Origin of the sequence: Streptomyces longispororuber (assembly GCF_024448165.1) — a bacterium.
In the GTDB taxonomy this organism is placed as follows: Bacteria; Actinomycetota; Actinomycetes; order Streptomycetales; family Streptomycetaceae; genus Streptomyces; species Streptomyces longispororuber_A.
Window position 1 is genome coordinate 34,045 of sequence record NZ_JAMOLN010000045.1, and the last position, 20,536, is coordinate 54,580.

The 20,536-nt window shown below is 72.5% G+C and carries 19 protein-coding genes; 10 read left to right on the forward strand and 9 right to left on the reverse strand.

What is annotated here, in order from left to right; genetic code table 11:
- The first annotated feature begins 100 nt into the window (after positions 1 to 100).
- The 5 genes from M4J07_RS15580 to M4J07_RS15600 all read left to right on the forward strand — a co-directional run bounded on the left by M4J07_RS15580 (position 101) and on the right by M4J07_RS15600 (position 4,381).
- On the forward strand, positions 101 to 1,264 hold the full coding sequence (locus tag M4J07_RS15580) for an NAD(P)/FAD-dependent oxidoreductase (RefSeq protein WP_255972240.1): 1,164 nt from the start codon (positions 101 to 103) through the stop codon (positions 1,262 to 1,264).
- Between the two features lie 98 nt (positions 1,265 to 1,362).
- Positions 1,363 to 1,728 (forward strand): Rv2175c family DNA-binding protein, encoded by a 366-nt coding sequence (locus M4J07_RS15585; RefSeq protein WP_255972200.1) that lies wholly within the window; start codon positions 1,363 to 1,365, stop codon positions 1,726 to 1,728.
- An 81-nt stretch (positions 1,729 to 1,809) separates the two neighbouring features.
- Positions 1,810 to 2,457: a thiamine phosphate synthase gene (gene thiE, locus M4J07_RS15590; RefSeq protein WP_255972201.1), complete on the forward strand. Its 648-nt coding sequence runs from the start codon at positions 1,810 to 1,812 to the stop codon at positions 2,455 to 2,457.
- An 85-nt stretch (positions 2,458 to 2,542) separates the two neighbouring features.
- Positions 2,543 to 3,463 (forward strand): methylenetetrahydrofolate reductase [NAD(P)H], encoded by a 921-nt coding sequence (gene metF / locus M4J07_RS15595; RefSeq protein WP_255972203.1) that lies wholly within the window; start codon positions 2,543 to 2,545, stop codon positions 3,461 to 3,463.
- 45 nt (positions 3,464 to 3,508) lie between these two features.
- The gene (locus M4J07_RS15600) at positions 3,509 to 4,381 is read left to right on the forward strand and encodes a hypothetical protein (RefSeq protein ID WP_255972205.1); all 873 of its coding nucleotides are present in this window, start codon (positions 3,509 to 3,511) and stop codon (positions 4,379 to 4,381) included.
- 46 nt (positions 4,382 to 4,427) lie between these two features.
- Here M4J07_RS15600 and M4J07_RS15605 read toward each other — a convergent pair whose 3' ends face one another.
- The 5 genes from M4J07_RS15605 to M4J07_RS15625 all read right to left on the reverse strand — a co-directional run bounded on the left by M4J07_RS15605 (position 4,428) and on the right by M4J07_RS15625 (position 10,474).
- Positions 4,428 to 5,924, reverse strand: coding sequence for a phytoene desaturase family protein (locus M4J07_RS15605; protein WP_255972207.1), 1,497 nt, complete (start codon positions 5,922 to 5,924; stop codon positions 4,428 to 4,430).
- Between the two features lie 43 nt (positions 5,925 to 5,967).
- A complete protein-coding gene (locus tag M4J07_RS15610) occupies positions 5,968 to 6,579 on the reverse strand; it encodes a DUF4126 domain-containing protein (protein WP_255972208.1) in 612 nt (203 codons plus the stop codon).
- 349 nt (positions 6,580 to 6,928) lie between these two features.
- A complete protein-coding gene (locus M4J07_RS15615; RefSeq protein WP_255972210.1) occupies positions 6,929 to 7,555 on the reverse strand; it encodes a TetR/AcrR family transcriptional regulator in 627 nt (208 codons plus the stop codon).
- A gap of 35 nt (positions 7,556 to 7,590) precedes the next feature.
- Positions 7,591 to 9,675, reverse strand: a complete 2,085-nt coding sequence (locus M4J07_RS15620) for a YhgE/Pip family protein (protein WP_255972212.1) — start codon at positions 9,673 to 9,675, stop codon at positions 7,591 to 7,593.
- On the reverse strand, positions 9,647 to 10,474 hold the full coding sequence (locus tag M4J07_RS15625; protein ID WP_255972213.1) for an ATP-binding cassette domain-containing protein: 828 nt from the start codon (positions 10,472 to 10,474) through the stop codon (positions 9,647 to 9,649). The genes M4J07_RS15620 and M4J07_RS15625 overlap by 29 nt, the downstream gene beginning before the upstream one ends.
- 161 nt (positions 10,475 to 10,635) lie before the next feature.
- On the opposite strand from M4J07_RS15625, the gene M4J07_RS15630 reads away from it, so the two are divergent.
- The 3 genes from M4J07_RS15630 (at position 10,636) to M4J07_RS15640 (ending at position 12,770) form a co-directional block, all read left to right on the forward strand.
- On the forward strand, positions 10,636 to 11,199 hold the full coding sequence (locus tag M4J07_RS15630) for an SAV_6107 family HEPN domain-containing protein (protein WP_255972215.1): 564 nt from the start codon (positions 10,636 to 10,638) through the stop codon (positions 11,197 to 11,199).
- A 120-nt stretch (positions 11,200 to 11,319) separates the two neighbouring features.
- Complete coding sequence (locus M4J07_RS15635) at positions 11,320 to 12,090, forward strand: methyltransferase (RefSeq protein ID WP_255972217.1); 771 nt, start codon at positions 11,320 to 11,322, stop codon at positions 12,088 to 12,090.
- 275 nt (positions 12,091 to 12,365) lie between these two features.
- Complete coding sequence (locus tag M4J07_RS15640) at positions 12,366 to 12,770, forward strand: DUF3040 domain-containing protein (RefSeq protein WP_255972219.1); 405 nt, start codon at positions 12,366 to 12,368, stop codon at positions 12,768 to 12,770.
- Positions 12,771 to 12,965: 195 nt separating this feature from the next.
- On the opposite strand, the gene M4J07_RS15645 is transcribed toward M4J07_RS15640, so the two are convergent.
- The 4 genes from M4J07_RS15645 to M4J07_RS15660 all read right to left on the reverse strand — a co-directional run bounded on the left by M4J07_RS15645 (position 12,966) and on the right by M4J07_RS15660 (position 18,580).
- Positions 12,966 to 15,371 carry a transglutaminase TgpA family protein gene (locus tag M4J07_RS15645; RefSeq protein WP_255972221.1) on the reverse strand — a complete coding sequence of 802 codons (2,406 nt, stop codon included), beginning with the start codon at positions 15,369 to 15,371 and terminating at the stop codon, positions 12,966 to 12,968.
- Complete coding sequence (locus M4J07_RS15650; RefSeq protein WP_255972223.1) at positions 15,368 to 16,762, reverse strand: DUF58 domain-containing protein; 1,395 nt, start codon at positions 16,760 to 16,762, stop codon at positions 15,368 to 15,370. The genes M4J07_RS15645 and M4J07_RS15650 overlap by 4 nt, the downstream gene beginning before the upstream one ends.
- Entirely contained in the window at positions 16,762 to 17,802 is a 1,041-nt protein-coding gene (locus M4J07_RS15655; RefSeq protein ID WP_255972225.1) for an AAA family ATPase, read from the reverse strand. The genes M4J07_RS15650 and M4J07_RS15655 overlap by 1 nt, the downstream gene beginning before the upstream one ends.
- A 223-nt stretch (positions 17,803 to 18,025) precedes the next feature.
- Entirely contained in the window at positions 18,026 to 18,580 is a 555-nt protein-coding gene (locus M4J07_RS15660; RefSeq protein ID WP_255972227.1) for a beta-class carbonic anhydrase, read from the reverse strand.
- A gap of 413 nt (positions 18,581 to 18,993) precedes the next feature.
- On the opposite strand from M4J07_RS15660, the gene rsmH reads away from it, so the two are divergent.
- The gene (gene rsmH / locus M4J07_RS15665; protein ID WP_255972229.1) at positions 18,994 to 19,950 is read left to right on the forward strand and encodes a 16S rRNA (cytosine(1402)-N(4))-methyltransferase RsmH; all 957 of its coding nucleotides are present in this window, start codon (positions 18,994 to 18,996) and stop codon (positions 19,948 to 19,950) included.
- A gap of 36 nt (positions 19,951 to 19,986) precedes the next feature.
- A partial coding sequence (locus M4J07_RS15670; protein ID WP_255972231.1) for a septum formation initiator family protein occupies positions 19,987 to 20,536 on the forward strand: 550 nt, incomplete at its 3' end.

Genomic DNA, 20,536 nt, shown 5'->3' on the forward strand with positions numbered 1-20,536 from the left:
TGACACAAGATCAGGTGCCTAAGGTGATCCCGTGAGTGAGCAGCGGAGCGGGAACGGGACGCCCACGGGGCAGCGGAACGTCGTCATCGTGGGCGCGGGCATGGCCGGCGTGCAGACGGCGGTGGCGCTGCGCGAACAGGGGTTCCCCGGCGCCGTCACGCTCATCGGCGCCGAACCCCACCAGCCCTACGACCGCCCGCCGCTGTCCAAGGCCGTCCTGCTCGGCAAGGCCGAGGGCTCGGCCTTCGACGTCGACTTCGAGGCGCTCGGCGTCACCCTGGAACTCGGCCGTGAGGTCACCGGCCTGCGCCCCGCCGACCACGAGCTCGACACGGCCCACGGCCCGGTCCCGTACGACGTCCTGGTCGTCGCCACCGGCGCCGAACCGGTCCGGCTGCCGGGCGCGCACGCCATGCCCGGCACGCACCTGCTGCGCACCCTCGACGACGCGGAGCGGCTGCGCCCGGTCCTCGCCGAGCAGCGCGACGTGGTCGTCGTCGGGGCCGGCTGGATCGGTGCCGAGTTCGCCACAGCGGCCCGCGAGGCGGGCTGCCGGGTCACCGTCGTGGAGGCGGCCGAGCGACCGCTGGCCGGGGCGCTGCCCGCGGAGATCGCCGCCCCCATGACGGCCTGGTACGCCGACGCCGGAGCCCGGCTGCGCACCCACGCGCGCGTGGCGAGCGTCGAGGAGGGGGCGGTGGTCCTGGACGACGGCACACGGCTGCCCGCGGGCGCCGTCGTCGTCGGCATCGGGGCCCGCCCCGCCACCCGCTGGCTGGCCGGCTCCGGCATCGAACTGGGCGCCCACCGCGAGGTGGTGGCGGACGAGCGGCTGCGCACCTCCGTGCCCGACGTGTACGCGGTGGGGGACTGCTCGTCCTTCCCGTCGACGCGCTACGCAAAGCGCCTGATGGTCCACCACTGGGACAACGCGCTGCAGGGGCCCCGCACCGTCGCGGCGAACATCATCGGCGAGACCCCGGCCGCCTACGACCCGGTGCCCTACTTCTGGTCCGAGCAGTTCGGCCGCTTCGTGCAGTACGCCGGCCACCACGAGGTCGCCGACACAACGGTCTGGCGCGGCGACCCGGCCGGCGCGGCGTGGTCGGTGTGCTGGCTGCGGGACGGCGCCCTCGTGGCCGTCCTGGCCGTCGGCAAGCCCCGCGACCTCGCGCAGGGGCGCAAGCTCATCGAGGCGGGCACCGTCCTGGACCCCGACAGGCTGGCCGACCCCGCCCGGCCGCTCAAGACCGCGGTGGCCTGAACGGCCCGAGCGGCCTGGCCGACCCGTTCGCGCGCACGGAACGCCTGGTCAGAGGGGCCCGGCTTCCGAGTGTCAGTCCGGGATGGCACGCTTGTCCTGTGACCGAGATTGACGCAAAGACGGATGCTCTCGTCCCCGACTGGCTCACCCTCCCCGACATCGCCGAGCAGTTCGGTGTCGAGGTGACGCGTGTGCGGCAGCTGGTGAAGGAAGGCCAGCTGATCGCCGTACGCCGTGGTGAGAACAGGGCACTGCACGTGCCCGCCGCCTTCATCGACGGCGACAAGATCGTCAAGGGCCTCACCGGGACCCTGACGCTCCTGCGGGACGACGGCTTCACCGACGAAGAGATGCTGGAGTGGCTCTTCACTCCCGACGCGACCCTGCCCGGCACCCCCGCGCAGGCGCTGAGCGAGAATCGCGGCACGGAGGTGAAGCGCCGCGCCCAGGCGCTCGCCGTCTGACCTGACGACCGTCCGGCGTGCGCACCACGACCCGCGTGGTGCGCACGCCACCGACACCGCACCACCTACGGGGGGACTTCCATGGCCGACTCCAAGCGCGCGCTGCTCGCCGACGCACGGCTGTACCTGTGCACCGACGCGCGCAAGCGCCAGGGCGACCTGCCGGAGTTCCTCGACGCCGTGCTGTCCGGCGGCGTCGACATCGTGCAGCTGCGCGACAAGGGCATGGAGGCGGGCGAGGAGCTGGAGCACCTCGCCGTGTTCGCCGAAGCGGCCCGCCGCCACGGCAAGCTCTTCGCGGTGAACGACCGGGCGGACGTCGCCCACGCGACGGGCTCGGACGTGCTGCACCTGGGCCAGGGCGACCTGCCGGTCCCCGCGGCCCGCGCGATCCTCGGCGAGGACGTCCTGATCGGCCGCTCCACGCACGCCGACGAGGAGGCCGCCGCGGCCGCCGTCCAGGAGGGCGTGGACTACTTCTGCACCGGCCCCTGCTGGCCGACGCCCACGAAGCCCGGCCGGTACGCCCCGGGCCTCGACCTGGTGCGGTACACGGCGGGCCTCGGCACCGACCGTCCCTGGTTCGCCATCGGCGGCATCGACCTCGGGAACCTGGACGAGGTCCTGGACGCCGGCGCCCGCCGCGTCGTCGTCGTCCGGGCGATCACCGAGGCCGCCGATCCGGGTGCCGCGGCGGCCGAGTTCGCCAAGCGCCTGCGCACCGTGTGACCGGTGGGGAACAGGCGTTCCGGCCCGCTGTCCGCAGGGTGGACGGGGATTAGGGGCAACCGGATTCCGTCAGTAACCTGCCCGTATGGCCCTTGGCACCGCTTCCACCAGGACTGATCGCGCTCGCACCGTGCGCGACATGCTCGCGACCGGCAAGACGACGTATTCGTTCGAGTTCTCCGCGCCGAAGACCGCGAAGGGCGAGCGCAACCTGTGGAACGCGCTGCGCAGGGTCGAGGCGGTCGCACCCGACTTCGTCTCCGTCACGTACGGCGCCGGCGGCTCCACGCGCGCGGGCACCGTCAAGGAGACGCAGCAGATCGTCGGGGACACGACGCTGACGCCGGTCGCCCACATCACCGCCGTCGAGCACTCGGTGGCCGAACTGCGCAACATCATCGGCCAGTACGCCGACGCCGGGATCCGGAACATGCTGGCGGTCCGCGGTGACCCGCCGGGCGACCCGATGGGTGACTGGGTCTCGCACCCGGAGGGCCTGACGTACGCGGCCGAACTCGTCGAACTGATCAAGGAGTCCGGCGACTTCTGCGTCGGCGTCGCCGCGTTCCCCGCGATGCACCCGCGCTCCGCGGACTGGGACTCCGACGTGCGGCACTTCGTCGACAAGTGCCGGGCCGGCGCCGACTACGCGATCACCCAGATGTTCTTCTACCCGGAGGAGTACCTGCGGCTGCGCGACAAGGTCGCCGCCGCGGGCTGCGACACCCCGATCATCCCGGAATGCATGCCGGTGACGAGTGTGCGCATGCTCGAACGCCTGCCCAAGCTCAGCAACGCCGACTTCCCTCCGGCGCTGAAAGAGCGGATCCTCACAGCCAAAGACGATCCAGCCGCTGTACGCTCCATTGGCATCGACTTCGCTACGGAGTTTTGCGCCAAGCTGCTTGACGAGGGAGTGCCGGGTCTGCACTTCATTACGCTCAACAACTCCACGGCGACGCTGGAAATCTACGAAAACCTGGGCCTGCACGACCAGCGGGCCTGATGGGCCGTACCCGTAGGGGGATACGGCCGTACGAGAGGGGCGTACATGGGCTGGGCGGTCCTCTATGCGGCATTCGGGCTGGTGGCACTCTGGCTCCTCGGTGAGGTGCTGCTGCAGTACAAGGCGAGGCTGCGCTGGCGGTTGCTGGCCTTCGTGGGCTTCGTCGGAGTCGTCCTCGGCGTCCTGATGCCGTCGGTGGTCGTCATCGGCGTGGGCGCCATCGCCTTCGCGATCGGCCAGACGTACGTCACGCTGTCGTTCCGCCGGGGCTTCGCAGCGGGCTGGGCGCTCAAGCACGGCCCCGAGGGTGCCGAGAAGCCGGGCTCCGACAAGCGCCGTCGCAGGGAAGCGCCCCACCAGGACCCCACGCTCGAGGTCTCCGACCTGGAGTACGAGCAGCCGCCCCAGGAGGCCTACGCACCGGTCCCGGAGTCCCCGGCCGAGCAAACCACCGTGTACGCGGCCGAGCCGATGCCGGACGACACAGGCCAGTACGGCGTCTACAGCGACACCGCGTACGCGCAGTCGGCGCAGGGCGCCCAAAGCTACGGCTACGACACCGCGTCCTACGGCTACGACCAGCAGCAGGGCTACGGCTACGACACCGGCCAGCAGCCGTACGCCGCGCCGTACTCCGACCCGTACATCGGCGCCCAGACCTACCCCCAGCAGCCCCAGTACGGCGATCCGTACGCCACCGGGCAGCAGCAGTACGCCGACCCGTACGCGACGGCCGCGGGCTACGGCTCGGACACCCCGCCCGGCGGCGTCTGGGTGCCGCAGCAGCGCAGCGGGGACGGCCAGGAGCAGAACTACGGCGGTGAACTCCCGCCCGAGCAGCCCTATCCCGGCTATCCGCAGCACGACCCGAACACCGGGTACGACACGGGCTACAACGAGCAGCAGTACCGGTACTGAAGCCGGATCGCGGCCCCCTGCCGCGGCCCGCTCCGCCGTCCGCGGCTCACTGGGAGCCGCGGAACTCCGGGCCCTCCACGATCAGGCCCGCCACCAGCGCCCCCGACATGCCCGCGTGCGGCAGTCCGCCGCCGGGGTGCGACCAGCCGCCCACCGCGAACAGACCGGCCAGCTCCGTGCCGTTCGCCGCGTGCAGCAGCCGCCCCTGGGCCGCGGCCAGCGCGGGCGCGGGCACGGCGCCGCCGTCCGCGCCGGTCGCCTCGGCGATGTCCTGAGGCGTCCTGACCTCGTGCCAGAGCAGGCGCTCGCGCAGCCCGGGCACGGCCCGCTCGGCCGCCGCGAGGACGGACTCCACCTCGGCCTCGGCCACGCGCGCGTGCGAGGGCACCGTCGCGGTCACGGTGACCGCCTCGTGCCCCGCGTCCGGCACCTGGGACGGGTCACCGGCGCGCAGCACCGTGACCGTCGGCCTCGGCGGTCGCGCCCCGCCGTCGAAGAGCCACGCCAACTCGGCGTCCCGGTCGGGGCCGTGCACCACGGTCCGGTGCGGGGTGCCCTCCGGCGCGGTCCCGCGCAGCGCCAGGTGCACCGTGAGGCGGCTGGGCCACGACGCCTCGGACTGGGCCGGGACCTCGCCCCGGACGCCCTGCCCGGGCAGCAGTCCGTCGAGCACCCGCGGGGCGACGCCCGCCACCACGAACCCGGCGTCCTCCACCGTCCCGTCGGCCAGCTCCACGCCCGACGCCCGGCCGTCCCGCACGATGACGCGGGCGACGGCCGAGCCGAATCTGAACTCGACCTTCCGCTTCAGGCAGCGGTCGTACACGGCGTCCGCCAGGGCGCGCAGGCCCCCGGTCACCGCCCACGTCCCGAAGGTCTGCTCCATGTACGGCAGCACGGCGGCGCTCGCCGGTGCCGTGCGGGGATCGAGGCCGTACGCCAGCGCGTACTGCTCCAGGAGCGCCACCAGGCGGGGGTCGCCGCCGAGTTCGAGGGCGCCGATGCCGGCGAGCGTCGTCGCCGCGCGGTCCTTGCGCAGCAGGCGCCGCCGGACCACCGCCGGGTACGGCTCGCGGTCGGCGAGCACCTGCCAGTTCGGCCAGAGGGGCTCTTCGAGGAGGGGGCGCCGGGAGCGGTCCCAGGCCTCCCGCGCCCGGTTCATGAACGCCGACCAGCGCGCGCCGGCGCCCGCGCCGACCGCCGCGTCCAGGGCCTCGGCGACCCCCGCACGCCGCGCGTTCGGCAGGTCCGTCGTCGTGCCGTCCGCGAAGACGTGCCGCACGGCGGGCTCGACCTGGGTGAGGCCGACGAGGTCCTCCAGGGGCTCCTTGCCGGTCTTCACGAACAGGTCGCGGTACACGGCGGGCAGGTGGAGCAGGCCAGGGCCGGTGTCGAACGCGAAGCCGTCGCGCTCGAACCTGCCGACCGCCCCGCCGTACGTCGACGCGCGCTCGAAGACCACCGGTCGGTGGCCCGCGACGGCCAGCCGAGCGGCGGCCGCCATGGCGCCCATGCCCGCGCCGATCACCGCAATTCGTGCCATGCCGGCGACTTTATCGGCCGCCACCGACAACGCCGCTCGCAGGTCAGGGCGGCGGTGGCGCCTCGCGGGCGAGCCGCTTCTCCTCGCGCCGCTGGGCCCGTCTGCGCAGGAACCTGCGGATGCGCCGGATCAGGAGGAACAGCAGCACCAGACCGAGGAACAGCAGCACCGCCGCGATGATCGCGGCGGCCTCCGGATGGAACATCGCGAACGTCAGGATGCCGCCGACCCCGAGGTCCTCGGCGGAGCTCATCACGAAGTTCGACACCGGCTCGGGCGAGGTGTTGATCGCCATCCGGGTGCCGGCCTTCACGGTGTGACTGGCCAGCGCCGTCGACCCGCCGATCGCGCCCGCCGCGAGATCGGACAGCGACCCGCTCTGCCCGGCGAGCAGCGCCCCCACGACCGCCCCGGACACCGGCCGGATCACGGTGTGCACCGTGTCCCACACCGAGTCCACGTACGGGATCTTGTCGGCGACGGCCTCGCACAGGAAGAGCACTCCCGCCACGATCAGCACATCAGGGCGCTGCAACGACTCGGGGACCTCGTCGGTCAGCCCGGTCGCGCCGAAGATGCCGAGCAGCAGGACCACCGCGTACGCGTTGATGCCGCTCGCCCAGCCACTGGTGAACACCAGGGGGAGTACGGACACGGACAAGATCGTAACCAGTGCGGAACTCTCCGTGCCTGGGGATGAGCACGCAGGTCTGAGTATCCGTACCTAGTCGGTGAGATGAGTAGGTACACGGATGGGGCCCGACCTGCGCAGACGGGAGAGTGGTGGGCACGGAGAGGGGCACGGTTCCGGTACCGCCGACACGGGGCGGCGGAACGGACGCGGTGCCCTTGGCCGCTCCTCTCGCCCGTCAGGGTGGGAGCGAGGCACGGGGGACCCGGGGGAGACCCGACGGGGGTCCTACGGGGGAGCAACGGGGGATGCGCCGGTCCGGTGAGGCCTGAGAATGACCACAGGCCCTGCCGGACCGGCGCTCACGTGCGGGTCAGGCCCGGCCGGTCAGCGGCTGACCGCCGCCCACCCGCCCCTGGAGCAGCAGCGACAGCGCCGCGTGCACGTCGTCCAGGGAGCGCTCCGGCTGGAACGCCTGCCAGTCCAGGGCGGCCACGAGGACCATGCCCACGAGCGCGGCCGCCGTGAGCGGCACGTCGATCTCCTCGCTCAGCTCGCCGCTCTCCACGGCGCCGCGCAGCACGCCCTCCACGACGGCCACCGCCTCCTGGCGGACCACGGCGAGCGTGGACTGCCAGGCGCGGTTGGTGCGCCACAGCTCCGCCACGTAGAGCTGGGTGAAGGCCGGGTACCGGTCGATGAAGACCAGGCCCGCGTGGATCATCGCGTCCAGGGCGTCGACCTTGCTGCCGCCCCGTTCGTCCGTCTTCTGCGCCGCGTCCCGCAAGGAGGTGGTGAGGAGCCCGACGCCGTGGCGCAGCAGCTCCTCGAAGAGGACCGACTTGCTGGCGAAGTTGTAGTAGACCGTGCCCTTCGCGACCCCGGCGCGCTCGGCGATCTCGTCGACCGTCGTCGCGGAGAAGCCCTGCTCCGCGATGAGCGTGACAGCGGCCTCGTAGAGCTTCTGCCGGGTGGCCTGGCGCCGTGTGCTGCTTTCCATGGCCCTGATTGTCACAGGCCGCCCTGCGGGCGCGCTCACAGGCTCAGCTCGGGGTGCAGCCGGTCGAGCGTCCACACCTGCTTGCGGCGGGCCGTCAGGGCCGTCAGGGCCAGCGCACCGGCCGTGAACGCCGCGAGGACCGCGCACGCCTGCCACACGGGGCCGAGCCCGCCGCCGGAGATCAGCCGCCGCAGGGCCTCGACGACGTAGCTCATCGGCAGGAACGGGTGCAGCGCGTTGAAGAAGCCGGGGCTCGTCTGCACCGGATACGTGCCGCCCGCCGACGTCAGCTGCAGCATCAGGAAGGCGAGCACGAGGATGCGGCCCGCCGCCCCGAACCGTGCGTTCAGCCACTGCACGATGGCCGCGAAGCACGCCGTGACCAGGCACAGGAAGCCGACCGTGCCGGCCGCGTGCAGCATCTGGAGGCCCAGGGCCCAGTGCAGTACGGACATCAGGGCCGCCACCTGGAGGAGCCCGAGGGCGGCGACGGGCAGCCAGCCCGCGAGAGCCACCCGCCACGAGGAGGCGCCCACGGCGAGTGCCCGCCGGTTGAGCGGGGCGATCAGCATGTAGGCGACCATCGCGCCCACCCACAGGGACAGCGGGATGAAGTAGGGCGCGAAGCCCGTCCCGTAGTTGGGCGCCTTGTGCAGCGACTGCGAGGCGAGCTGGACCGGGTCGGCCATCACCCCGGTGCGCTGGTCGCGGTCCTTCTTGTCGTAGTCGGGGATCTTCTGGACGCCGTCGTGCAGCCCGCCCGCCAGCTTCCCTGAGCCGTCGGCCAGCTTGAACATGCCGCCGTTGAGGTCGTTCGCCCCGGTCTTCAACCTGCCGACGCCGGAGTCGAGTTCGGTGGATCCGGTCTTCGCCGTGCCGAGCCCCGTGTGCAGCTTCTCGGCGCCCGTGGCGACGCGGCCCGCGCCCTTGTTGAGCTTGTTGATCTGGGCGACCGCGGTCTCGACGTCCTGGTCGAGCGTCGGGGCGCGCTCGGCGAGCGCCTCGGACTGCTTCTGGAGCGTCGCCAGATGGCTGTCCATGAGGTCCAGGTCGCCGTGCTCGTCCTGGATGAGGGTGTTCAGGTCGTCGGAGACGGTGGCGACGTCCTCGGCCGCCGTCTTCGCCTTCTTCAGGTCCGGACAGGCCGGGTCGTCCAGCAGCGCCTTCTCGCAGCGCCGCTCGTAGATCGCGGTGAGGACGTCCGATCCCGCGTGGGCGCCCTTGTGCGCGGCGGGCGCGAGCTTCACCAGGTCGTCCAGGTTGTGCCGGACGCCCGCGGCGGAGTCGGCGACCAGCCTGGCCGTGTCACCGATCGCCTTCTTGTTGTCCTTCAGGAACGGGCGCACCTTGTCGGCCGCGCCGTTGACCTTGTCGGCGAGCACCTGGGTGCCGTCGGAGACCTGACGGGAGCCCGTCTCCAGGTCGCCGGCCCCCTTGTCGAGCTTCTTCAGGCCGCTCGCCAGGTCGCCGCTGCCCTTCTTGGCGTCCTTCAGACCGTCGGCGAGGTCCTTCGACCCCTTCTTGGCCTGGCCGATGCCGCCCTTGAGCTGGTCCGCGCCGTCCGCGGCCTTCTTGGTCGCGTCGTGGATGTCCGAGAAGGAGATGAAGATCTTGTCGAGGAAGGAGCGCGACGCCTTCGTGGACGCCGCGGAGCGCACCTCGGAGAAGACCGTCCGGGAGATCTGCCCGACGATGTAGTTGTTCGCGTCGTTCGTGCGCACCTGAAGGGCGCTGGTCTCCGGAGAGTTCCCGGAGCTCGACGCGATGCGCTTGCTGAAGTCCCGCGGCATGGTCAGCGACAGGTAGTACGTGCCGTCCTCGACGCCCTTCTCGGCCTGTGCGGCGCCGACCTCGTGCCACTGGAAGGTGTCGCTGTCGTACAGCCCCTTGGTGATCTCGTCACCGGCGCTGATCTTCCGGCCCGCGGCGGTCGCCCCCCGGTCGTCGTTGACGAGCGCGACGGGAATCTTGTCGAGCTTCCCGTACGGGTCCCAGAACGACCACAGGTACAGGGCCCCGTAGAGCAGCGGCAGCAGCAGGAGGGCGACGAGCGCGGCGCGCGGCAGTTTCCCCCTGCCGAAGCGCCTGAGCTCAAGCGCGGCCAGCTTCGGCGAGCGCATCGGCCGCCTCCTTGTCGGTGTCGGTCGTTATTTCGGGGGTCGCTTCGGAGTCCTCTTCGGAGTGCTCTTCGGGGGTCGCCGTGCGGACGGGGGCGGTCGACACGACGACCGCGCCCCGAGGGGCCTCGCTGCACACGGCCACGACGGTGGTTCCTGCGTCGGCGATCGCCCTCAACAGGTCCCAGACCTCGGTCCGTTCGGCGTCCGACAGCTTCAGATCGGTGTCGTCGACGCCGATCAGGCGCGGGCGGCCGACGAGGGCCAGGGCGAGGGAGAGGCGCAGCGCCTCGACGCGCTCCAGGTCGCGCACGGCGGTGCGGGAGCCCTTGGGCAGGGCCTCGCGGTCGAGCCCGGCGGCGGTCAGCGCGGTGTCGATCCGCAGCTTCGCCTCGGTGGTCCGCTCCGCGGGCGGCCTGAGGAGTCCGCGCAGCGTGCCGTCGAACCGCCGCTGCAGCAGCGCCCGTTCGTGCAGGTGCTCGGCCACCGTGAGGGCCGGATCGAGGTCGGTGACCCCGGGCACGTGCGCGAGCGCGCTCACCCGGCGTACGGCGCCCATCTGCTTCGGCAGCCGGAACCCGGCGACCTCCGCCGCGCCCTCCGCCGGGCGCATGCGTCCGGTCAGCGCGAGCAGCAGACAGGTGCGGCCGCTGCCGGACGGCCCCTCGACCGCGACCAGGGACCCGGCCGGCGCGTCGATGTCGACGCCGCGGAACGCCCAGCCGCGCGGCCCCTTCAGCCCGAACCCCTCAGCGGTGACGGCTGCCCCGCTCGGCGCGGCCCCGCCCTGCGGACCGTTCATGGTCCCCCCTGCCCCCTCTTTTTGCACTGACTGGTCAGTGCAAAAACTAGCCCGAACCTTCGATCGAAGCAAAAGCCCAGGTCAGAGCCGATTGTCAGTGGCGTACTCCACGATGGGCACATACGGCCACTGCGCCGTCACACGACGACAGGAGGTTCGTCATGGCTGGACATCAGGCATCCACCGCAGCAGCCGCACGCCGCCGCGCCGCCACCGGCCCTGCCCCCTCACTGACCGGACCGGCGAGTGACGTCCACCCGGTACTGCGCCGGGCGGGCGCGCCACCCGCCGCCCTCGACCTGCTCGCCCAGGCCCGCGCCGGACTCGACGAGGCGGCCGCGTTCGAGACGTCGAACGAGCGGTACGCGACGGCCCACCTCGCCGCGCTGCGCACCGCCGCCGCCGTGCTCGCGGCCCGCGGCAGGCCCGAGCCCACTCCGAAGCGCCGCGCCAAGATCCGGAGCGCCTGGGAAGTGCTCCCCGAGATAGCCCCCGAACTGACCGAGTGGAGCGCACTGTTCGCCTCGGGGGCGACCCGTCGCGCCCGCGCGGAGGCGGGCATACGCGGCGCGGCCAGCGTCCGCGACGCCGACGATCTGGTGCGCGACGTGGCGATGTTCCTCCGCCTCGTCGAGCGGATGCTCGTCCTGCAGCCGGTGCTGCCCCAGCCCCGGCAGGAGGACGACCTGCGCGTGGCGGAGCGGGAGGTGCCCGACGCGGGCTGAGCTCCCGGGGGTGACGTGCACGGATGACATGGGTGCCGGTCCGGGCCCATTAGGGTGGAGGCGCCCGAACCTGTTCACGCTCCGCCCCACCGGCCGGAGCCGCGCCGAGGAGTCACTCCCGTGTCGGACCCGATGCGCCCCCGAGCGTCTCTCCGTACTGCCGTGGTCTGGGAGGTCCTCAAGGACGCTCTGGACCGCCGCGCCAAGGCCGCCGGGAGCCAGCCCCTCGACGTCCTCGACACCGGCGGCGGCAGTGGCAACTTCGCGGTGCCCGTCGCCGCCCTCGGCCACCGCGTCACGGTCGTCGACCCCAGCCCGAACGCGCTGTTCGCGCTGGAGCGCCGCGCCGCCGAGGCCGGCGTGGCCGACCGGGTGCAGGGCGTGCAGGGCGATGTGTCCGGCCTGTTCGACGTCGTCGAGCGGGACGCGTACGACGCGGTGCTCTGCCACGGCGTCCTGGAGTACGTCGAGGAACCGGCGGAGGGCGTGCGCAACGCGGTCGACGCGCTGCGCTCCGGCGGTGTGCTCAGCCTGCTCGCCGCCGGCCTCGGCGGCGCCGTGCTCGCCCGGGCCCTCGCCGGTCACTTCAAGGAGGCCAGAACGGCCCTTGACGACCCGGCAGGACGCTGGGGCGAGGGCGACCCCGTGCCCCGCCGTTTCAGCGCCGAGCAGCTCTCCCAGCTCGTCGGTGACGCGGGCGTGGACGTCAGCGCCGTGCACGGGGTGCGGGTCTTCGCGGACCTCGTCCCGGGCGTTCTCGTGGACACCGAGCCGGGCGCTCTCCAGGAGCTTCTCAAGCTGGAGGCGGCCGCCGCCGAGCTGCCCGCCTTCCACGCCGTGGCGACGCAACTGCACGTGCTGGGCGAGAAGCGGGTGGCCGAAAAGGGCTGAGCGGCCCCGGAGAGCCGCCGCTGATCAGCGGCGCAGCGGCAGATGGAGTACGCCACAGGCCCCCCGATCGGACGCTCGGCGCCGTATGATCTGGGTAGACCGTCCGGCATGACGGGTCGGCCACCGGGGAATGACGCCTCAGTGAGCCGGAGCGGCGTGACGCGGTCCGGAATGGTGAAGTTGGCGTAGAGGGGCGGGTTTCACGGGGGCGATTCCCTGCCTATCCTGAAGGGGACCCCCGGTCGCCCCGGCGACTGCACGATGAGGAGGACTCCGTGCCGCTCTCGGAGCACGAGCAGCGAATGCTCGAGCAGATGGAGCGAGCGCTGTACGCCGAAGATCCCAAGTTCGCGACAGCGCTTGAGGGAAGCGGGCTGCGTACGTACACCCGACGTCGGGTCTACCAGGCAGTCGCGGGCTTCCTGGTGGGTATCGCGCTCCTCATGGCAGGAATGGTCGCGCAGCAGATCTGGATCAGCGTGGTGGGATTCCTCGTCATGCTGGGCTGTGCGGTGCTCGCGGTCACCGGTTGGCGCAAGGCGCCCAAGCCCGGTGAACAGCAGGCGGGAGCGGTGCCAGGCGCACCCGCGGCCCGACGGCAGAGCAAGCAGAAGCGCTCCATGATGGACCGGATCGAGCAGCGCTGGCAGCGCCGCCGCGACGAGCAGGGCGGCCGCTGAGCGCCTCGGCGCCGAGCAGCTGACACACGTACATGAAGGGTGACCGCCTCCGGCGGTCACCCTTTGTGCGTAACGGGACCCCGTCAGGGGCCTGCGTAAGGAGACCCGGTCAGGAAGAAGGGCGCCGGCCACCTCGTGGTGACCGGCGCCCTCAGCCGCGTACGGAACCGCGTACGGAACCGGGTGCGGAAGGGCTCACCCCTCCTGGCCGGACGGCCGTGAGCGGAGCGCGGTCAGCCGGTCCCGCAGCCGCACGACGAACGCCTGCCGGCGCTCCGCGAGGGCCCAGACCACCCGGACGGCCGAGCGCGGCGCGAACGTCGCGCGCAGCCGCGTCCGCCGGCTCACCTTCGCGTGCAGACCGGAGTACAGCCGGCGCACGTCCTCACCGACCCCCGACGCGGGCTGCGGCCGTGGCGCGTACAGGACCTGCTCCACCGCGGCCGCCACCCGGTGGACCGACTCGGCGGCCGCCGGATCCAGCTGCCCGAGCCGGACGATGCGGGCCGCCGCCTTCCGCGGGGTCTGCGACTCGTCCGGCGGGATGCCGTGGTCCCACGCCGTGTCCGTCACCTCCCGCCAGGCCGCGAGCGTGCGCCCGGCGACGTCGTCGTCGGTGCGGCCGGACGAACCCAGCCGTAGCGCCCTGATCCGCTTGCGCCAGAGCATGGGCAGCAGCGGCACCACGATCACCAGCAGCACGGCCAGCGCACCCAGCACGATCGGGCCGGTCGGCGGGCCGTCGTCCGTCGCGCCGCCGACGACCGCCGGCGCCGTGTTCCCACAGCTGCCGTCCTTGCGCTGGGCCAGCGAGCAGCTCTCCGAGGAGGACGGCTGGGAGGCCGAGGGCGCCGACGAGGCGGACTCGGTGGGCGCCGCCGGATCCGTCGGGCTGCCCGCCGGAGCGGTGTCCTGCGTGTACTCGGGGACCGTGCCGCGGTTCGGCGTCGGCTCGAAGCGGGTCCAGCCCACGCCCTCGAAGTACAGCTCAGGCCAGGCGTGCGCGTCCCGCAGGCCCACCGAGTACTTTCCGTCGCCCCCGGGCGAGCCCGGCGTGAACCCGACCGCGACGCGGGCCGGGATGCCCAGCGTCCTGGCCATGGCCGCCATCGAGAAGGAGAAGTGGACGCAGAAGCCCTCCTTCTGCTTCAGGAAGCGGGCGATCGCGGCCGAGCCGCTGCCCGCCGTCACCTCGGTGTTGTACGTGAAGCCGCCGTTGACCGCGAAGTAGTCCTGCAGCTTCACGGCCCGCTCGTAGTTGTTCGTCGCGCCCTCGGTGACCCTGAGCGCGGTCTCCTCCACCACCCGCGGCAGCGAGGGCGGCACCTCCGTGAACTCACGGGCGAAGTCGGTCGACGGCGCCCCGGCGTCCGCGAGCTGCTGGGCGGTCGGCTGCACGATCAGGCTGTTGACGGTGTACTGCTTGCCGCGCGTGGTCTGGCCGTGGTCGCCCACCAGCGTCCGGCCGACCCGCTCGAACCGCCAGCGGCCGTTGATCGACACCTTCGTCGCGGGGAACGGCATGGGCAGCCAGTCCTGCGCGTACCAGTCGGCCGCCGCGATGCGCGTCTGGACCTCGGTCCTGCGGATCTGGTCGCTGAGGCCCTGCGGGCCGGGCAGCGTCTCGGGCACGTCCGTGATGCTGCGCACCGAAGGACGCCAGGTCGTGCCGTCGAAGTCGTCGAGCGCCACGATCCGCAGATACATGTCGGACGTCTGCGGTGCGTTCGTCCGGTACGACATGACCTCCCGGTCCTCCGGCTGGTTCAGGCTGTTCTGCAGCGAGACCAGCGGGTTGACCGCGGAGATCGTGCCGCCGCCCCCCGTGCCGTTGCCCACGCCCGAGCCGGACGGGCCCAGGAGACCGCCGTCCAGCGCCGGCAGGGCGAGCGGTACCGCGAGGGCGATGCCCAGCGCCACGGCGCCGATCCGCCGACCGGTGCGGACCGGGGCGATCGCGCCGCTCCCGCCGTCCGCCCCCGGCGCGCCACCGGGCGCCCGCCCCGTGCCGCCGAAGACCCGGCCCCACTGGGAGAGCCGGTCGCGGCCCTCGGCGAGCAGCAGCAGGAGGAAGCCGGCGGCCGCCAGCACGAACCACAGCCAGTCGGCGCTGCCCTCGGAGAGGCCGGCCGCGACCGAGTACAGCGCGAGCAGCGGCAGCCCGGCCGGGGCCGCGCTGCGGAAGGTCACCGCGAGCGCGTCCACCGCGAGCCCGATCACCAGCGTGCCGCCGACCAGCATCAGCCGGATGCCGTCGGACAGCGGCGCCGGGATCGCGAACCGGCTGACGTCGTCGCCGCCCGCCTCCAGGAGCAGCCCGAAGTGCCGGAAGGCCTCCGGCCCCGGGACGACCGCCCCGAGCGCTTGCTCGTGGGCGAAGACCAGGGTGAGCAGCAGCAGCGAGACCAGCGCCTGCACCGCCACCGTCAGCGGCCGTGCGAGCGGCACCCGGCGGGCCACCGCGCCCACCGCGGCCTGGATCACCAGCAGGATCGCGGCCTGGACCAGCCACGTCGACCGGTTCACCAGGGGCAGCAGCGCGCACGAGGCCAGGAACGTGGCCAGCGTCGCGCAGATCGAAAGGCGGGCACCGCCGCTCATGACCAACCTCCGGCCGGGCTCGATGGATGTGTCCCGGTGCGCTCCCGGTCCGCCTGGCGCCACAGCTCCACCAGGGAGGTGCCCGGCGACACGGCCACCGCGCTCCAGCCCGCCTCCTGCAGCAGGCGCAGCCGCTCGGCGCAGCGCTGCGACACCGGCGCTCCCGGACCCAGGGCCCAGGACTCGCTGTCGAGCAGGAAGGCGACGGCACCGCCGCTGCGCCGGCGCATCTTCGCGGCCACGGTGGCCTGCTCCTCGTCCATGTCGCCGAAGAACGCGATCAGCAGTCCCTCGTTCCCCCCGCGCAGCACGTCGTACGCGGACGAGAGCGTGTAGTTGTCGGAGTGGTCGACGACGGCGAGCGTGTCCATCATCAGGCCCGCGGCGTCCGCCGACTCCTGGCTGGCGCCCGCGAAGCCGTCGGTGCCCTCACCCGGAACCGCGGTACCGGTGTCGGTCAACAGGCGCACGGAGAAGCCCCGTTCGAGCATGTGCACCAGGGCGGAGGCCGTGCCGGACACCGCCCACTCGAAGGGCGAGTCGGGGCCCGCGCCATGGAACGCGACACCGCGCGTGTCGAGCAGGACCGTGCAGCGGGCCCGCTGCGGCTGCTCCTCGCGGCGCACCATCAGCTCGCCGTAGCGCGCGGTCGAACGCCAGTGGACGCGGCGCAGGTCGTCGCCGTGCCGGTACCCGCGCGGGATCACGTCGTCCTCGCCGGCGAGCGCGAGCGAGCGGTGCCGCCCGTCGCCGTACCCCTTGGCCTCCCCGGAGAGCCGCACCGCGGGCAGCGGCTCCACGCGCGGGATCACCGTCAGCGTGTCGTACGTCGAGAAGGACCTGGTCAGTTCGCACATGCCGAACGGGTCCGTGAGGCGCAGCTGCAGCGGCCCCAGCGGATAACGGCCCCGCAGGTCCGAGCGGACCCGGTAGGAGACCTCGCGGCGGCCGCCCGCCTCGACCCGGTCGAGAACGAAGCGGGGCCGCGGCCCGAGCACGTACGGCACCCGGTCCTGGAGCATCAGCAGACCGGTGGGAAGGCGCGAGATGTTGTCCATGCGGAGATGGACGCGGGCCTCGGAACTCGCGGGCACGCGCGCGGGGGAGAGGCGGCGGCTGCCCGCGACCCGGTAGCGGGTGCGGTACAGGACGCCCGCGCAGACCAGCGGGAGCACCGCGAGCAGCAGGCCGACCCGGAGCAGATCGCTCTGCCCCAGTACGTACGCGCAGACCGCCGCGGCGACACCGGCGGCCAGGAACGAGCGCCCGCGCGTGGTCAGTCCGGCGAGGGCCGTGCGCAGGCCGCTCTTGTCGCCCTTGTCGTCCGTCCCGCCGTCGCCGTCGGTGAACCCGCCCCCCGGGTCCGCCGCGTAGTACCCCCCTGCCGCCATCACAGCCTCCGGGTGCCGGGCGGCTGCTGGCCGTACATCGGAGCGGAGTTGAAGTTCTGCTGCGGTGCGCGGGTGTCGGTGGCCGGGACCGGGGTGCGCTGCAGGATGTCGAGGACGACCTGCTCGGCGGTGCGCCGGTTCAACTGGGCCTGCGCGGTGGGCAGCAGACGGTGCGCCAGGACCGCGACGGCCAGCGCCTGCACGTCGTCCGGCAGTGCGTACTCCCGGCCGCTCAGGGCCGCCGACGCCTTGGCCGCACGCAGCAGGTGCAGGGTCGCGCGCGGGGACGCGCCGAGTCTGAGGTCCGGGTGGGTGCGGGTGGCGGCGACCAGGTCCACCGCGTAGCGCCGTACGGCATCGGCGACGTGGACCGTGCGCACCGCGTCCACCAGCTTGACGATGTCGTGCGCGTGCGCCACCGGCTGCAGGTCGTCCAGGGGGTTCACGCCGCCGTGCACGTCCAGCATCTGCAGCTCGGCCTCCGGGCTGGGATAGCCGATGGAGACCCGGGCCATGAACCGGTCGCGCTGGGCCTCGGGCAGCGGGTACGTGCCCTCCATCTCGACCGGGTTCTGCGTCGCCACCACCATGAAGGGGCTGGGCAGTTCGTAGGTCTTGCCGTCGATGGTGACCTGCCGCTCCTCCATGGACTCCAGGAGCGCGGACTGCGTCTTGGGGGACGCGCGGTTGATCTCGTCGCCGATCACGATCTGGGCGAAGATCGCGCCCGGCTTGAACTCGAAGTCCCGCCGCTGCTGGTCGAAGATGGACACACCGGTGATGTCCGACGGCAGCAGGTCGGGAGTGAACTGGATGCGGCGCACCGAGCAGTCGATGGACCGCGCGAGCGCCTTGGCGAGCATCGTCTTGCCGACGCCCGGCACATCCTCGATGAGCAGATGCCCCTCGGCGAGCAGCACCGTCAGCGAAAGCCGTACGACCTCAGGCTTGCCTTCGATCACACCCTCCACCGACCTGCGGACCCGCTCCACAGTGGTGGTCAGATCAGTGAGGCTCGCTCGATCGTCATAGGTCGTCACCCGGCCCTCCTCGGCCCGTACTTTCCCGGGCCGACGCTCTGCGATGCGGACCGGCCCACCCCGAAACACGGACACCACGCGCGAAAAGTTCCGTCGCTCGCGCGGGGTGTCACACACGCATTCTTGTTGGCGTTACCGGTTCGTGTCACTCGCCTGTGGATAACTGGCCGCGATATGTCGGGGCTTACAACCTTTTGAGGGGAAGGCCGACCGATCGGGAACCTCAGGCCGGGGTGATCTCGCGCAGCAGACCCGTCTTCACGTCGAACACGAAGCCGCGGACGTCGTCGGTGTGCAGCAGGAAGGGCGAGGTGCGCACCTTCTGGATCGACTGGCGCACGTCCTGGTCGACGTCGCGGAATCCCTCCACGGCCCAGCTGGGGCGCTGGCCGACCTCCATCTCCAGGTCGTGCCGGAACTCCTCGGTGAGGGACTCCAGGCCGCAGCCCGTGTGGTGGATGAGGACCACGCTGCGGGTGCCGAGGGCGCGCTGGCTGATGGTGAGGGAACGGATCACGTCGTCGGTGACCACGCCGCCCGCGTTGCGGATGGTGTGGCAGTCGCCGAGCTCGAGGCCGAGCGCGGCGTGCAGGTCGAGCCGTGCGTCCATGCAGGCCACGACGGCGACGTGCAGCACGGGGCGGGCGTCCATGCCGGGGTCGGTGAACGCGGCGGCGTACCGGCCGTTCGCGTCGACGAGACGGTCGGTCACGGTGCCGTCGGCGGTTATGGCGCCTTCGGAGGGAACGTCGGACGGGATCTGCGCGGAGGTCGTCATGGATATGACGGTAGTGGTCGCAGGTGGCCCAGGCCCGCTGTGAGGTGGGACAAAGAACGTCATCGAGCCTTGTTGTGAGCTAACCCACAGGGCGGACCGGCCTCGGCCGAACGGGTGAATTCCGGCGAAATGCGGCTTCGCGCCGACGCGCCCGCGACGCGCAGGCCGGTTGATTGACCGCGGAGCACCGTGGACTAAAGTGACGCCGACCCCAGATAACCACGCAACGATGCAACACGGAGATCCCGGCGCCGCCGGACGCTCCCCGCGTGCGCGGCGCGTACGTACGGCTCGGCCTCCTCCCGCTCCGGTCGGCCGGCGTCACTTCCCCGGCGCCGACGGACCACCATCCCCTTCACGAGCGGGCGGGGACCCGGCAGTGCGTGCGAGCCCGCCGGACCTGAGAGGGCCCCTTGAGTCAGCGACACGTCCCGGTCATGCTCCAGCGCTGCTTGGACATGTTGGCTCCGGCCCTGGCCCAGCCGGGGGCGGTCGTCGTCGACTGCACCCTCGGCCTCGGCGGGCACAGTGAGGCGCTGCTCTCCACGTTCCCCTCCTGCCGCCTCGTCGCGCTCGACCGCGACAAGGAAGCGCTGCGGCTGTCCGGCGAGCGGCTCGCCCCCTTCGGCGACCGGGCCACCCTCGTGCACGCCGTCTACGACGAACTGCCCGAGGTCCTCGACCGGTTGGACGTCCCGCGCGTCCAGGGCGTCCTGTTCGACCTCGGCGTCTCCTCCATGCAGCTCGACGAGGCCGACCGCGGCTTCGCGTACGCCCAGGACGCGCCGCTCGACATGCGCATGGACCAGACGACCGGGATGAGCGCCGCCGAGGTCCTCAACACGTACGCCCCCGGTGAACTGGTGCGGATCCTGCGCCAGTACGGCGAGGAGAAGCAGGCCAAGCGCATTGTTTCGGCCATCGTGCGGGAGCGCGAGAAGGAGCCGTTCAGCAACAGCGCACGGCTCGTCGAGCTGATCCGTGACTCCCTGCCGCAGGCGGCCAAGCGCACCGGCGGCAACCCGGCCAAGCGCACCTTCCAGGCGCTGCGCATCGAGGTCAACGGCGAGCTGAGCGTTCTGGAGCGGGCCGTCCCCGCCGCGGTGAAGTCCCTGGCGGTCGGCGGCCGGATCGCCGTCCTGTCGTACCACTCGCTCGAGGACCGGCTGGTCAAGCAGGTCTTCGCGACCGGCGCCGCCACCACGGCGCCGCCCGGGCTGCCGGTCGTCCCCGAGCGCTACCAGCCGCGGCTCAAGCTGCTCACGCGCGGCGCCGAACTCCCCACGGAGGAAGAGGTCGCCGAGAACCGCCGGGCCGCCCCGGCACGGCTGCGAGGTGCGCAGCGCATCCGCGAGGACGTGAACGGGTGAGGGTCCAGTGAGGCACGCACGCGTGGAGGGGTGGTCATGAGTGCTACGAGTGGCTCAAAAGGTTCGAAGGGTGCCCGGGGTTCCCAGGGCGCGCAAGGCGAACTACGGGGGAGGGCCGCTCGGCTGGCGCGGCTGTTCCCGGTCCTGCCGTCCGGTGGCTCCCAGGCCGCCCGCACCCCGTTCGTCCTCCTCGTCGTCCTGCTGCTCGGCGGCGGACTCATCACGCTCCTGCTGCTGAACTCCTCGCTCAACGAAGGATCGTTCAAGCTCAGCAAGCTGAGGAAGCAGACCACCGAGCTCACCGACGACGAGCAGGAACTGCAGCGCAAGGTCGACTCCTACTCGGCGCCCGACGCCCTCCAGCGCCGGGCCCGCGAGCTCGGCATGGTGCCCGGCGGCGACCCCGCCTTCCTCACCCCCGACGGCGCGGTCCGCGGGATGCCGAGCCCGGCCGCACTGCCCTCGCCGGTGCGCACGCGCGCACCCCGCCCACCGGAGGTCGTCCAGGCGCCCGCGAGCGCGACGCCCTCGGCGAGGACCTCCACCGCACCGTCCGCCGAACCGCCCGCGTCGGCCCGTCCGGCCG

Bases quoted from the DNA above. Each gene is read 5' to 3' on its own strand.
- M4J07_RS15615 (WP_255972210.1), bottom strand. From the start codon at position 7,555: ATGGAAAGCAGCACACGGCGCCAGGCCACCCGGCAGAAGCTCTACGAG.
- M4J07_RS15650 (WP_255972223.1), bottom strand. From the start codon at position 16,762: ATGGCGGCAGGGGGGTACTACGCGGCGGACCCGGGGGGCGGGTTCACC.
- metF (WP_255972203.1), top strand. From the start codon at position 2,543: ATGGCCCTTGGCACCGCTTCCACCAGGACTGATCGCGCTCGCACCGTG.
- M4J07_RS15645 (WP_255972221.1), bottom strand. From the start codon at position 15,371: ATGAGCGGCGGTGCCCGCCTTTCGATCTGCGCGACGCTGGCCACGTTC.
- thiE (WP_255972201.1), top strand. From the start codon at position 1,810: ATGGCCGACTCCAAGCGCGCGCTGCTCGCCGACGCACGGCTGTACCTG.
- M4J07_RS15620 (WP_255972212.1), bottom strand. From the start codon at position 9,675: ATGCGCTCGCCGAAGCTGGCCGCGCTTGAGCTCAGGCGCTTCGGCAGG.
- M4J07_RS15600 (WP_255972205.1), top strand. From the start codon at position 3,509: ATGGGCTGGGCGGTCCTCTATGCGGCATTCGGGCTGGTGGCACTCTGG.
- M4J07_RS15605 (WP_255972207.1), bottom strand. From the start codon at position 5,924: ATGGCACGAATTGCGGTGATCGGCGCGGGCATGGGCGCCATGGCGGCC.
- M4J07_RS15625 (WP_255972213.1), bottom strand. From the start codon at position 10,474: ATGAACGGTCCGCAGGGCGGGGCCGCGCCGAGCGGGGCAGCCGTCACC.
- M4J07_RS15630 (WP_255972215.1), top strand. From the start codon at position 10,636: ATGGCTGGACATCAGGCATCCACCGCAGCAGCCGCACGCCGCCGCGCC.
- M4J07_RS15660 (WP_255972227.1), bottom strand. From the start codon at position 18,580: ATGACGACCTCCGCGCAGATCCCGTCCGACGTTCCCTCCGAAGGCGCC.
- M4J07_RS15580 (WP_255972240.1), top strand. From the start codon at position 101: ATGGCCGGCGTGCAGACGGCGGTGGCGCTGCGCGAACAGGGGTTCCCC.